This is a genomic window from Halogeometricum sp. CBA1124, from assembly GCF_009741955.1.
GTDB lineage: Archaea > Halobacteriota > Halobacteria > Halobacteriales > Haloferacaceae > Halogeometricum > Halogeometricum rufum.
The window spans coordinates 1-12,674 of record NZ_WPCD01000103.1 but is presented as its reverse complement, the minus strand read 5'-3'; the positions used below and the strand labels follow the sequence as shown (position 1 = coordinate 12,674).

At 69.6% G+C, this 12,674-nt stretch carries 7 protein-coding genes, 1 other RNA gene and 5 pseudogenes; 3 read left to right on the top strand and 10 right to left on the bottom strand.

The features are described from left to right. The 4 genes and pseudogenes from GJ632_RS12860 to rnpB form a co-directional block, all read right to left on the bottom strand. Positions 1–286, bottom strand: a pseudogene (locus GJ632_RS12860) (hypothetical protein); the annotation flags it as partial. Between the two features lie 72 nt (positions 287–358). Next, positions 359–1,438, bottom strand: coding sequence for a matrixin family metalloprotease (locus GJ632_RS12855; protein WP_191453175.1), 1,080 nt, complete (start codon positions 1,436–1,438; stop codon positions 359–361). Between the two features lie 59 nt (positions 1,439–1,497). Next, positions 1,498–4,103 (bottom strand): annotated as a pseudogene (locus tag GJ632_RS12850) (heavy metal translocating P-type ATPase). A gap of 122 nt (positions 4,104–4,225) precedes the next feature. After that, positions 4,226–4,723, bottom strand: an RNA gene (rnpB, locus tag GJ632_RS12845) — RNase P RNA component. Between the two features lie 153 nt (positions 4,724–4,876). Here rnpB and GJ632_RS12840 point away from each other — a divergent pair. Continuing rightward, positions 4,877–5,479 (top strand): TIGR00296 family protein, encoded by a 603-nt coding sequence (locus tag GJ632_RS12840; RefSeq protein ID WP_089811451.1) that lies wholly within the window; start codon positions 4,877–4,879, stop codon positions 5,477–5,479. A 159-nt stretch (positions 5,480–5,638) separates the two neighbouring features. On the opposite strand, the pseudogene GJ632_RS12835 reads toward GJ632_RS12840, so the two are convergent. The 4 genes and pseudogenes from GJ632_RS12835 to GJ632_RS12820 all read right to left on the bottom strand — a co-directional run bounded on the left by GJ632_RS12835 (position 5,639) and on the right by GJ632_RS12820 (position 10,209). Further along, a pseudogene (locus GJ632_RS12835) lies at positions 5,639–6,786 on the bottom strand (nicotinate phosphoribosyltransferase). An 81-nt stretch (positions 6,787–6,867) separates the two neighbouring features. Next, positions 6,868–7,257 carry a hypothetical protein gene (locus GJ632_RS12830; RefSeq protein ID WP_191453174.1) on the bottom strand — a complete coding sequence of 130 codons (390 nt, stop codon included), beginning with the start codon at positions 7,255–7,257 and terminating at the stop codon, positions 6,868–6,870. 52 nt (positions 7,258–7,309) lie between these two features. Next, positions 7,310–8,672, bottom strand: a pseudogene (locus GJ632_RS12825) (Hvo_1808 family surface protein). 55 nt (positions 8,673–8,727) lie between these two features. After that, positions 8,728–10,209, bottom strand: a complete 1,482-nt coding sequence (locus tag GJ632_RS12820; RefSeq protein ID WP_191453173.1) for an Hvo_1808 family surface protein — start codon at positions 10,207–10,209, stop codon at positions 8,728–8,730. A 109-nt stretch (positions 10,210–10,318) separates the two neighbouring features. Between GJ632_RS12820 and GJ632_RS12815 the strand changes: the two genes are divergently transcribed. Then, positions 10,319–10,900 carry a cysteine hydrolase family protein gene (locus tag GJ632_RS12815; RefSeq protein WP_089811439.1) on the top strand — a complete coding sequence of 194 codons (582 nt, stop codon included), beginning with the start codon at positions 10,319–10,321 and terminating at the stop codon, positions 10,898–10,900. A gap of 27 nt (positions 10,901–10,927) precedes the next feature. Here GJ632_RS12815 and GJ632_RS12810 read toward each other — a convergent pair whose 3' ends face one another. Next, entirely contained in the window at positions 10,928–11,431 is a 504-nt protein-coding gene (locus GJ632_RS12810; RefSeq protein ID WP_089811437.1) for a PaaI family thioesterase, read from the bottom strand. Between the two features lie 148 nt (positions 11,432–11,579). Between GJ632_RS12810 and GJ632_RS12805 the strand changes: the two genes are divergently transcribed. Further along, a complete protein-coding gene (locus GJ632_RS12805) occupies positions 11,580–12,365 on the top strand; it encodes a formate/nitrite transporter family protein (RefSeq protein ID WP_089811435.1) in 786 nt (261 codons plus the stop codon). Positions 12,366–12,407: 42 nt separating this feature from the next. On the opposite strand, the pseudogene GJ632_RS22155 reads toward GJ632_RS12805, so the two are convergent. After that, positions 12,408–12,674: pseudogene (locus GJ632_RS22155) on the bottom strand (hypothetical protein); the annotation flags it as partial.

Genomic DNA, 12,674 nt, shown 5'->3' with positions numbered 1-12,674 from the left:
GGTCCGACAGCGACGCCTCCCGGCGAATCGCCACGAGGTAGACGAGCGAGAACGGCCCGCCGACGAGGAGCATCACGACGAGGAGGACGAGAGAATCCGTCGCCCCCTCGACGACGCCGACGGCGACGACGAGGGCGACGGCGGCGAGGAGTGCGACGCCCACCGTGAGGAACGTCGCCGCGACGACGTGTCGGAAGGCCGTCCGGAGGCGGCCGTGCGACTCGCCCTGCCAGCGAACGACCGAGTCGTCGACGGCGTCGGCGGTGACGTCAGGTGCGGCGACCATGGTCGGAGAGACGTCCGCACCCGTCATCAACGTCGGTGCGTGACAACCGTGACAGCAGCGCGTCCGTCGCGCTCACGTCCACCACTCGCTCCGTCGTTCGCGGTAGGAGGCGTCGCGGAACGGTTCGGGCTTCTCGGCGTCCGTCTGCGCGCCGAGGGCGAACGCCGTCCAGTAGCCGACGTGCCACCCGACCGCCTCCGTGTCGAGGTCCACGAGGACGATGCGGAGGTTCGAGTACGTCTCGACGGCGCCGTCGCCGTCGGGGTCCCACCCGCGCGTCGCGCCGCAGGAGGCGGCGTTCGGCGAGCACGGCGACTCGTCGGCGAACGAGACGGTGACGTCTGCGGCCGCGGGGTCCTCGACGAACGTGAACGTGAGGTTGTTCGGCATCCCCGGCGCGCCGCGTTCGTAGTAGTTGAGGGCGTGACGGACCTGTTCGCGCGCGCCCTCGGGGTCGGTCGCGTTCGCCGCGTCGACGTGGACGGTGAACTCGTCGTCGCCCCACGGGAACGCCCGTTCGCTGGCGTTCGGCCGGGCGGTCGTGTAGAGCACCGACCGACTGGCCATCACGTCGGCGGGCGCGTCCGAGTGCGTGAGTCCGAGCGTGTGCCCGAACTCGTGTTCGAGGACGAGGACGGTCGACTCGTCCGAGAACCCGGTTCGAATCGACACCGTCTCCGGCCGGTCTATCTGCCTGCGGTCGGTGACGAGGGGCGCGCACCCCGCGGCGTCCTCGGCGCCGTCGCAGTCGGGCACCGCGTCGACGAACTCGACGACGATGTCGGGGTCCGCGGCGTCCGGTCTGACCTCGTACTCCACGGGGAAGCCGGCGTATCGCTCGGCGTTCTCCTCCCAGTACGACGCCGCCTCGCGGACCATGGGCGTCCAGTCGCGGCCGGTGTCCGCGGCGTCCGAGACGGCGACGACGACGGGGTCGTCGCCCCACGGGTTCGACCCGCCGGGGGCGGCCGTGGGGGTGGCCGTCGGCGGACGGGTCGCCGTCCCGTCGACGGCGGAGGCTTCGGACGTCTCGACGCTCGGCGTCTGCTCTCCGACCGGGATGGGCGACCCTCCGCCCCCGAACGGGGCGAGACAGCCCGAGAGGGTGAGGAGGAGGACGAGTGCGAGTATCGGGAACCTGCGAGCGGCCATCTATGCGGTAGATTACCCGCCGGGGGAAAGAACGTTCTGCCGCGTCGCTCGTCGACCGGTCACTCCGCCGAGAGGTCCGGCGACTCGGGTTCGACGCCCGCCAGACGGAGCGCGTTCGTCGTCACGCCGAGGCTCATCCCCATGTCGCCGACGACGATGGCGGTGGCGACGGTGATGAGGCCGAGGGGGGCGGCAACCGCGAGGACGCCCTTCACGAGGAGCGACGCCCAGACGTTCTGGCGGATGACCGAGGAAGTGCTGTCCGAGAGGTCCACCAGATACGGCAGGCGCGTCAGGTCGTCCGAGAGCAACGCCACGTCGGCCGTCTCCAACGCGGTGTCGGTCCCCGCGGCACCCATCGCGATGCCCACCGTCGCGGCGGCGAGTGCGGGCGCGTCGTTGACGCCGTCGCCGACCATCGCCACGGACTCGTACTCGTCGGTGAGTTCGCGCACGGCGTCGACCTTCTGCTCGGGCAGGAGGTCAGCGCGGACCTCGTCCACGCCGACCCGTTCGCCGATGACCGCCGCGGTGCGTTCGTTGTCGCCGGTGAGCATCACGACGCGGGAGACGCCGAGTTCGCGGAGGCGGGAGACGGTCCACGCCGCCTCGGGCCGCACCGTGTCCGCGACGGCGACGACGCCCTCTATCTCGTCTTCGGTGCCGACGAGGACGACCGACTTCCCCTCGGACTGGAGGCGCGGGATGACCTCGTTCGTCAGGTCGAGGAACGCCCCGTGGTCGCAGTCGCGGGCGTCCGCGACGCGCCGCCGGCGGGAACGCCGCCGTCCGTCGCCACGTGAGCGTGTTCGAGGTCGAATCCGAGTCCCTCGAACAGGGCGGGCTTGCCGGCGTAGTGCGTCTCGCTGTCGAGGACGGCCCGCACGCCCTCGCCGGTGATGGACTCGAAGTCGCGAATCTCCCGGTCGGGGACGTCGCGGTCGGCGGCGTGGTCGACGATGGCCTTCGCGATGGGGTGTTCGCTGCGCGACTCGATGGCGGCGGCGCAACCGAGGACCGACGCCTCGTCGTTGTCGTTGAGGGCGACCACGTCGGTGACGCCGAGTTCGCCCGTCGTGAGCGTCCCCGTCTTGTCCATCGCCACCACGTCCACGTCGCTCATCGATTCGAGGTACTGGCCGCCCTTCACGAGGACGCCGTTGCGCGCGGCCGACGTGATGCCCGAGACGACGGAGACGGGCGTGGAGATGACGAACGCGCAGGGGCAGGCGACGACGAGGAGAGTGAGTCCGCGCACGAACCACACCCTGAACGGGTCGCCGAACAGGAGGGGCGGCACCGCCGCCGTCGCGATGGCGCCGACGACGATTATCGGCGTGTAGTACCGGGCGAAGCGGTCGATGAAGCGTTCGGCCTCGGTCCGTTCGCGGTTGGCGTCCTCGACCATCTCGACCACCTTCGACAGCGTCGACTCGCTGGCGGTGGTGGTCGTCTCCACTTCGAGGTAGCCCTCCTCGACGATGCTCCCGGCGAACACCTCGTCGCCCGGTTCCTTGTCCACGGGGACGGACTCGCCGGTGATGGGCGACTCGTCCACCGCGGAGGTGCCCTCGGTCACGGCGCCGTCGAGGGGGACTCGGTCGCCGGGGCGGACGAGCACCGTCTCGCCCACGCGCACGTCCTCGGCGGGGACGACGACTTCCTCCCCGTCCCGACGAACGGTCGCCGTGTCCGGCGACAGTTCCATCAGTTCCCGCATGGAGTTGCGCGCGCGGTCCATCGAGTAGCGCTCCAGCAACTCGGCGACGCTGAACAGGACGGCGAGCGTCGCCGCCTCGAACGGCATGTTGACCGCCATCGCGCCGAGGATACCGGCGCTCATCAGCAGGTCGATGTCCAGACTCAGGTTCTTCGCGGAGTAGTAGCCGTTCCGCAGGACCGGAATCCCGGCGAGGAGGACGGCGGCGGTGTAGGACACCCACGCGACGCTCACCTCGTAGCCCGCGGGCGCGGCGAGGACGGCGTCGAAGCCCGTGAACAGGAACTCCAGGGCGAGACCGACCGCGAGGAAGACGGCGCCGGCCCACGTCTTCAGCGCGCGCGGCGTGCGCCACACGTCGTGCGGCGACTCGGCGTCCCCGTCGTCCGCGACGGCGTAGCCCGCTCCCTCGATGGCGGCGACGACGTCACCGCGAGAGGCCACGTCGGGGTCGTAACTGACCGTCACCCGCCCCGCCGTCGGTCGCGTCTCGAAGTCGACGACGCCGGCGACGCCGGACAGCGAGTTCTCCACCTTGCCGGCGCAGGACGGGCAGTCCATCTCCGGCACCGACAGCGTCACCGTCTCCTCGTCCGCGACGGCGTAGCCCGCACCCTCGACGCGCGACCGGACTGCGTCGCCGTCGGTCGCGTCGGCGTCGAACTGGACGTACAGCGTCCCCGTCGTCGGTTGGGCGTCGACGTCGGTGACGCCGTCGTCGCCGCGAACGCTCCGCGTGACCTTGTCCGCGCAGGAGGCGCAGTCCATGTCGGGGACGGACAGACGGAGCGTCTCGCCGTCCGCGGCGTCCGCGTCGTCGTCCGGGGCGGCCGCGCCCGCGTCACAGCTGTCGTCGCATCCACACGCGTCCGCGTCGGCGTCGCGGGCGTCGGCCGCGCGACCCGCCCCGTCGCGAGCGTGGTCGTGTCCGTCGTCGCGGTTCATACACGAGGCTAGTCCGCTCGGGGTTATTAATCCATCTGCGAAATTACCCCTCTGAAGTGCAAGGTATTATTAATCTAACTCCTCTGAGATAACAATATCGGCGTCGCTCGCGCGGCAGTGGCGGCTGAGAGGAGTAAGCCCCCTTCTGTTCGTCCCGGCATTCGGCTGAGCGTCCGCGTCCTCCCCTCTCGGGGGCACGCCGGGCGAACCCGAGCGTGCTGTCCGGACTACCTTAGCGGCGCGGACTTGCACCGGTGAGGGTTCGCCGTTCCATCCGTTCTCGGTCGTCCACGGTCACGAAATGACCGCTGGACTCGCGGGCGCGATGCGTCCGTTCGTCCTCCGAGGCGACTGCGTCGCCTCGCGTCCCTCGACGGGTCAACTCCCTCCCCTTACGGGTCGGTTCGCACGCCCGCGGGTCGCCCCGCGGGCGTCGGCGGCGGACGAGTCCGCCGCACGCGTCTCATCGGTCGGACCGAGGGGTCTCGTTTCTGTTCCAGAGCCAGTCTCTCCGACTCCGGGCTTGCGCCCGGTCACCCGTCCGGACGGTGGGGGGACTTTCCTCATGTCCGCGGACGGTAATCAGTCCGACAGGACACGGGAACCGGGCTCTCTCTGCCGTTTTTGCCTAGTCGGGACGTGCGCATAAGAAGTTCGATTCGACCGATTCGGGCGATTCCGGGGTATCACGGCCTTATGCAGAGCTTAATGCAGGACAAATCAGGGTGGTGACAAGGGAAGCGTTCAAGTTTAGCCAGTGCCTGCACAGTAGTATGTCCGAGGCGCAGACCGTTCGACTCTCGTACGACGACGGGTCGAGGGCGGTCGAACTGGCGCGTGAATCGGTCGAATCGTACGTTCTCCACGGTCAACGGGAACAGCCGGGAAGTATGCGAGACGCGTTCTACGCTCGTACCGGTGCATTCGTCCGCATTCAATCGACACGTGGTCGCGGCCGCCTCCGAGGGTGCGCCGGGGCCTATCGAGGGAAAGATCAACTGGGACACGCCATCGTCGACGCGGCGATTCAAGCCGCGTCGGGCGATTCGTGCGGGTCCGAAATCGAACCACCCGAACTACCGAATCTCAATATCTCCGTCTGTATCGTCTGTAATCACGTTCTCACCAACGATCCTGCGGCCGACATCGAACTCGGTACCCACGGGGTCGCCGTAGACAAAGACGGCAAGCACGGCTGGCTCTACCCGACGATTCCGCTGGAGAACGGCTGGTCCGAAGAACAGTTCCTGACGCACGCCTGCCGCAAGGCCGGCCTCTCGCCCCTCGCGTGGCAGGACGAGGACGCCATGGTCACGCTGTTCGAGGGACAGGTGTTCCGCGAGCGAGCCGACGGCGGCAGCGTCGAAGAACTGTAACTGTCGGCGACTGGTTCTGCGTGCGACACCGCACGTGACGCGCCTGCGCCTCCGCATCCGACCGCGAGAGGCGTCGCCGTCACTCTCGTGGCGCCGCCTCACTCGAACCGTCGGTCCCCTCGCGCGGACAGTCGCCGCCTCTCTCGAACCGCCGTCCCCTCACTCCGCGCCGTAGTCGCACCGGTCGGCGTCGGTCGCCGCCCGGTCGGCCGCCGCGTCGAGGTCGAACTCCCGCACTATCTCGCCGTCGCGAATCAGCGGTTCGAGCAACCGTTCGGCGTCGGCGGGCGGTTCGGCGTCGCGGAGTCCGACGTGGTGACCGCCGTCGGCCGTCCGGTACACCTCCTTCACGCCGGTGAGTTTCCCCCGCTTGGCGGCGGGTTCGCCGTCTATCTCCACGATGTCCAGCGCGAAGTCCACCGGATCGGCGTTCGAGACGTAACCTCCGACGCCGAAGCCGTCGGCCACGTCGCGCAGGTGCCGCAGGTCCGACGGGCCGAGGCCGCCGGAGACGAACACGTCCACCGACTCGTGGTCGTGGGCGGCGAGCGTCCACTGCACCTCGCGGACGATGTGTCGGAAGTCGCCGCGCCGCGAGGAGGTGGTGTCGAGACGGACGCTGTCCAGGTCGTCGCCGAGCGTCTCGACGGCGCGGATGACCTCGTCAGTCTCGTCGCTGTAGGTGTCACAGAGGGCGACGCGCGGCACCGACTCGTCGACCGCCTCGTCGAACGCCCGCCACGCCGCCTCCTGGTTCCCGCGGCCGAAGCAGATCATGAGGGCGTGCGGCATCGTCCCCGACGCCTCGCGGCCGATGACGTCGCCGGCGGCGACGTGCGAGATGCCGTCGAGACCCGCGAGGAGGGCGCTCCGTTCGACCATCGCGGCGATTGTGGGGTGGACGTGCCGCGCGCCGAACGACAGCACCTGCGAGTCGGGGGCGGCGCGCCGGACGTCGAGGGCCGCGGTGGCGACGCCGGAGGCGTGCGAGAGGAAGCCCAGAATCGAGGTTTCGAAGCGGCCGAAGTCGAGGTAGTTCCCCTCGATGCGCATGACCGGACCGCCGTCGAACAGGCGGCCCTCCGGGACGGCGTCCACGTCGACGTCGTGGCCTCGAGGAGGGCGGCGGCGTCCTTCGTCCCCGCGAGGAGTTCGTAGTCGCCGTCGGGGAACTGGTCGGCCGTCACCTCGGCGACGACGCGCGGGTTCTTCCCGGCGTGTCGGAGCGTCGTCTCCGTCCGCTCGAAGTAGGCGTCGGTGGCCGACCCCCCGTGGATGGCGTCGGCACCGACGATGTCGAAGTCCATGCGAACGCGTTCCACCGGCGTGGTGAAAAACGCGTTCGTTCGAACGCGGCGACCGGAGAGCGTTCGTCTTCGGTCGCGGGGTCAACAGACGGCGACGACGGCGCGGTAGACGGTCCCCTCGTACCGGACGTACGGGCGGTCGACCCAGAACACGTAGCCGTCACCCCCGTCTTCGACCTCCGCGTTCCCCTCCGAAAGCGCCGCGTCGAACTCCGCCCGTCGCTCCGCCGAGAGGTCCGCGTACGGAATCACCGTCGCGTCGTCGGGCACGTCGGAGACGGGGTCGGCCTCGACGAACGCCGGGCAGTCGGTGCCATACGTCGTCGTTCCCGGCGTCGGGGAGTCGGTGGCCGTCGGCGTCGGGGAGTCGGTGGCCGTCGGTGTCCCCGTCTCCGTACCGGCCGGCGGACCGCCCGCGCACCCCGCGAACGCGACGAGGAGGGCGACGAGGAGGGTCGTGTGCGAGTGCATAGCGCCGGCATCTCGCGGGTGCGACAAGTGCTTTCTCACCCTCCCGGCGGCGCTACCGCCGGGCGTGTACCTCGTCCAACTGCTCGGGGGTCGGCGCGTTGACGATGGTGACGCGCGTGCCGTCCCGCGTGACGCGGAACGCGTCGGCGTACGGGCCGCCGCGAATCACGTACGTGTTCGAGTCGACGCGTTCGGCCCCCATGCGGAGTTGGAGGAGGAACGTCCCGTACAGGCGGTGGAACTGCTCGGCGTCGGCCTCGGTGTCCCACTCGGTCGTCCAGACGTAGCCGTACTCGCCGTCGTCGCCGCGGTACGGCACGAGTTCGTCACCCGCCCACCCGGCACTCGCGCCCGCCGTGTAGTTGTACCGCGAGTAGGGCCCGGATTCTGCCGCAGTCGCTCCCGGTCGATGGCGCGCGTGTCCCACAGCATCACGTACAGGAACGCCTCGCCCAGACGGTCGGTCGCCACCTCGCGGTCGAACCGCGACCACGCGGCAGACGAGCGGTCCGGCACGTCCACGTCCGCCGGTCGCTCGTCGGGGTACGCCCGCGGGTGCAGTATCTGCTCGGCGGAGACGGGCACGTCGTCGTAGGCGGCGTTCACCGCCTCCCACCCGCCGCGTTCGCGGAGGGCGTCGACGAACTGCGGCCCCTCGCTGTACGGCGCGTAGACGGTGAGGTAGACGCCGAAGTCGAACGACGACCGACTCCCGCCGCCGGCCGACGGCGTCTGCACGCACTCCCAGTCGCTCTCGCACCGCTGTTCGTACAGCGCCTCGACCAGGTTGGCGTCGCCCTCGTACAGGCCGTCGTCGGCGATGCGGCCGTCGTGCGTGTCCGGGGGCGGGGCGAAACCGAACTGCTGGTCCTGCAGGGCGTGGACGAGTTCGTGCGCCAGCGTCGCCCGACTCAGCGTCGGCGTCTCCGCGTCGCTGACGACGACGATGCGCTCGTCGCTCGGCGTGTAGTAGCCCGCGACCGCTCCGCCGTACAGGTCGTTCAGCGCGTCCGCGGCCGTCTCGTCTCGCCGACGAGGAACGTCGCCTCGTACACCTGGTCCTCCCACGCGTCGGGTTCGGCGCGGAAGACGCTCGACTCGTTCTGATACCGCTCCCGCGAGACGACTTCGACGGGAACGGTCCGCTCGAACTCCAGTCCGCGGATGCGTTCGATGCGCGCCATCGTCCGCGCGACGAACGCCTCGCGTTCGGACGCGTTCAGCCCGTCGGACTGGTTCACCGCGATGGACTCGTTGTACCAGTAGCCCGCCTCCCAGCCGAGTCTGTCCTCGGGCGGGTCGTCCGGCCACGACCACTCGTTGGCAGAGGGGTCGGCGACGGGCGCGCTACACCCCGCGAGGACGAGGAGGAGGGCGAGAGCGACGGGGACGAACGATGCGCGGGAGACGTTCACAGGGTATCGTCGGTTCGATTACGGAAAACGTTCTCGGCGAGGCGGTCGGTCGGCGTCAGTTCGCGGCCGGGCGGATGTCGTCGAGGTCCTCCGCCGTCGGCCCGTTGACGATGGTGACGCGCGTGCCGTCCATCCGGACCCGGAACGCGTCGGCGAACTCGCCGTCCTCGACGACCCACGTGTTCTCGCTCTGCCGCGTCGCGTCGTGCGCGCGCAGAATCTTCCGGTAGGCGTCGCGGAACTCGCGGGCGTCGCCCTCGGTGTCCCACTCGGTCACCCAGACGTAGCCGTACTCGCTCTCGCCGCCGGACGCCTTCTTGTAGGGGAACAGGCGGTCGTTCGCCCACCCGCTCGACGGCACCGCGTCGTAGTTGTACGTGTCGTACCGGCTCTCCGTCTGGACGATGCCCCGCGGGTCGATGGTGTCGGCACCGGCCGTCCGCGCCTGGTACCAGAACATCACGTACATCGACGCCTCGCCGACGGTGTCGGACCCGCTCTGGCCCTGGTTCGGGAACGTGGACCACCCGTTCGTCGCCCGACTCCGGTACTCGATGGGGACGGGTTTCTCGTCGGTGAGGTGGATGGTCTGCTCGGTGGACTCCGGCGGGTCCTCGAGCAGTTCGTCGACGGCCTCCCAGCCGCCCTCCTGAACTCTGTCGTGGACGTACACCGGACCGTCGGAGTACGGCTGGAAGATGGTCAGGAGGATGCCGAGGTTCGGACCGCCGCCCGACCCGCCGGCCCCGCCCCCACCGGCGGCCGCCGGCGTCGCGACGCACTCCCACTCGACGCCGCAGCGGTCGCGGTACAGCAGTTCGACGTACTTCGCGTCGCCCTCGACGGCGCCGTCGATGGCGAGGTCACCGTCCTGCGTCTCGCCGCGGTACTTCTCGCTCGTCAGGTCGTAGTGCTGGTCCTGCAGGGCGTGGACGAGTTCGTGGACCAGCGTCGCGTTGTCGATTCGCGGCGAGTCGGGCGAGGGGGTGATGACCGTTATCGCGTCGTTCCGCGGCGAGTAGAACCCCGCGACCGAACTGCTCTGGGTCTCGCTTATCGCCTCCTGACTGTCGCCCGTCTCGCCGGTGACGAACAGCGCCTCCCACACCTGATTGTTCCACTGGTCGAACGCCGACGGTCCGGAGTCCGAACCGCTCCGGGCGTTCGAGCGAGTCCGCTCGCGGTACTCCGCGCGGGACAGCACGTCCACCGAGACGCGCTCTTCGAACTCCTTGTGCCGGAGGTACTCCACGCGCGCCATCGACCGGGCGACGTACGCCCGGAGTTCCTCGTCGGAGAGGCCGTCGGACTGGTTCACGTCTATCGACTCGTTGTACCAGTAGCCGTCTTCCCAGCCGAGGACGTCGTCGCTCGGGTCGGAGAAGTTGGCGTCGGGACTGGCGACGACCGAGGTGTCCGATGGCCCGCCCGCCGCACCGCCGTCGTCGAGTGCCGGGTTCACCATCGGTGCCGTACAGCCCGCGAGGACCAAGAGGAGGGCGAGGGCACCGGTGGCGACTCCGTGTCTCGTCAACATGCTCTAACTCCCTTCAGGGACCGCGCCGGGAAGTACCTTTTTCCGCGCCGCCGCGGCGGGAATCGCACCACGGAGTACCGTTTTGGTCCCCGCGGCGCTACACACACGTATGACCGAACACGCGTTCGACCCCGACCGAACCGCCGTCGTCGTCGTGGACATGCAGAACGGGTTCTGCCACCCGGAGGGAAGCCTCCACGCGCCGGGGAGCGAAGCCGTCGTCGACGACGTGGCCGCACTCGTCGCCGACGCCCGCGAGGCGGGCGCGAGCGTCGTCTACACCCGCGACGTCCACCCGCCCGAACAGTTCGAAGACACCCACTACTACGACGAGTTCGAGCGCTGGGGCGAGCACGTCGTCGAGGGGACGTGGGAGACTGAACTGGTCGACGAACTGGACGTGCGCGAGGACGACCACGTCGTCGAGAAGCACACGTACGACGCCTTCCACCGGACGGAGTTGGAGGGCTGGCTCGACGCCCACGGCGTCGACGACCTGGTGTTCTGCGGGACGCTGGCGAACGTCTGCGTCCTCCACACCGCCGGGAGCGCCGGCCTGCGCGACTACCGGCCGGTCCTCGTCGAGGACGCAATCGGCGCAATCGAGGACGAGCACAAGGCGTACGCGCTCGACCACGCGGACTGGCTGTTCGGGGAGGTGACGACGCGCGAGGAGATTCGGTTCGAGTAGGGACGACGGTCCGGCCGGGCGCGTGGGTCAGTCCCGGAACAGGCGGTACGCGCCCTGTCCGGTGGCGACTGCCTCCTCGTCGGTGGTCCCCTGCCAGCGCTCGAACGCCTCGTCGTTCTCGCGCACCCGTTCGGGCGGCCGACTGACGACGGTGACGGTGCTGACGCCGATGGTGCCGCCGGCGCGGACGACTTCCGCCGAGGCGCGCAGGTCGCCCGCGGCGCGTCGGAGGTAGTTCACGTTCAGGTTCACCGTCGCGACGCCGCCGGCCATCGGGTCCTCGAGCATCGTCCGCTGAGCGATGCCGCCCGCCGTGTCGATGAGCGTCGCGGCGATGCCGCCGTGGACCGTCGGCGGGTCGGTGGTGTTGGTGAGTTTCTCGTCGTACGGGACGGTCATCACGACCCGTCCGGGTTCGAGTTCGTTCACCCGCGTGCCGAGCCACGAGAGGTAGCCGTGCTCCTGTTCGATGTACTGCTGGACGAACGACGCGGCGTCGTCCGGGAACCCCTCGGGAGCGTCCTCGCTCATACCGACGTAGGCGACGGCGACCCGTATGTAACCACCGGTGACGCGTTCAAAGTTGTCGCCGCGTTCGGGAGACGGGTAGCCCCGACGCCGACGACCCCGACCGCACCGCCGTCACCACTATTTCTTCCGCTCCGGGTAGTTTCGGAATATGTCTACGGCACCGACCCCACGCGAGGTGTACGAACGCGCGGCCGAGGAGGGCGACCGACGCCTGAACCAGTCGCTGCTGGAACTGGTGGCGACGGCGTTCATCGCGGGGTTCACGATCACCTTCGGGATGGCGGCGCTGGGCATCGTGGAGGCGAACCTGAAAGCCGAATTCGGCTCGCTGGCACATCTCGGCGGCGCTCTCGCCCTCGGGACCGGAGTCGTCTTCCTGGTGATCGGACGGGCCGAGTTGTTCAGCGAGAACTTCTTGGACCCGGCGGTGAGAGCCGTCGAAGCGTCCGGGTCGTACATGGTCGGCGCGCTCTTCCGCCTCTGGAGCGTCACGTTCGTCTTCAACCTCGTCGGCGGCGGCCTGATGGTCGCCATCCTCACCGTCGAGGGGGCGTTGCCGCCGGGAACCGAGCACGTGTTCCGAACGACTTCCTCGGAGATCGTCTCTCGCGGCCGGTGGGCGGAGTTCGCCGACGCCATCTCCGGCGGCGTCCTCGTCACGATGCTGTCGTTCTCGCTGTCGGCGGTCGAAGAGAGCGTGAGTCGAATCCTCCTCTCGTACGTCGTCGGCGTCCTGTTGGCGCTGGGGCCGTTCAGTCACGTCGTCGTCACCGTCCTCCACGTCCTCTTCGGCGTCCGGTCCGGCGCCCCCATCGGCGTCGCGGCGATAGTCGAGACCACCGTCGTCGTCACCGCCGGAAACCTCGTCGGCGGACTCGGTATCGGTACCTTCACCCACGTCGTACAGGCCCGCGGGTCGGAAGAAGCGGAGTGACGGGACCGGGAAAGTCCGTCCGGGCGCCGCGGAGACGTCGGCTCACCCCAGCCGTATCGGGTCGTCGGTGTCGCGTATCGTCACCCGAACCTCGTCGCCGACGGCGAAGTCGTGACCGGGGCAGACGAGTTTCGCGCCGAACTCGGGGTCCAGCGCCGCGAACAGCGAGAGTCCGGTGATTCGCTCGCCGTTGGCCAGCACGTCCACGTCGCGCCACGCGACGTCTCGGCCGCGCGCCGTCCCTATCGGGTGGCCGAGCAGCGACACCGCCGTCGAATCAGTCGCCTCGTCGGCCCCGGCGGTGAGGGC

Coding starts and splice junctions, on each gene's coding strand:
- GJ632_RS12840 (WP_089811451.1), top strand. CDS start 4,877: ATGTCCGAGGCGCAGACCGTTCGACTCTCGTACGACGACGGGTCGAGG.
- GJ632_RS12820 (WP_191453173.1), bottom strand. CDS start 10,209: ATGTTGACGAGACACGGAGTCGCCACCGGTGCCCTCGCCCTCCTCTTG.
- GJ632_RS12830 (WP_191453174.1), bottom strand. CDS start 7,257: ATGCACTCGCACACGACCCTCCTCGTCGCCCTCCTCGTCGCGTTCGCG.
- GJ632_RS12815 (WP_089811439.1), top strand. CDS start 10,319: ATGACCGAACACGCGTTCGACCCCGACCGAACCGCCGTCGTCGTCGTG.
- GJ632_RS12810 (WP_089811437.1), bottom strand. CDS start 11,431: ATGAGCGAGGACGCTCCCGAGGGGTTCCCGGACGACGCCGCGTCGTTC.
- GJ632_RS12805 (WP_089811435.1), top strand. CDS start 11,580: ATGTCTACGGCACCGACCCCACGCGAGGTGTACGAACGCGCGGCCGAG.
- GJ632_RS12855 (WP_191453175.1), bottom strand. CDS start 1,438: ATGGCCGCTCGCAGGTTCCCGATACTCGCACTCGTCCTCCTCCTCACC.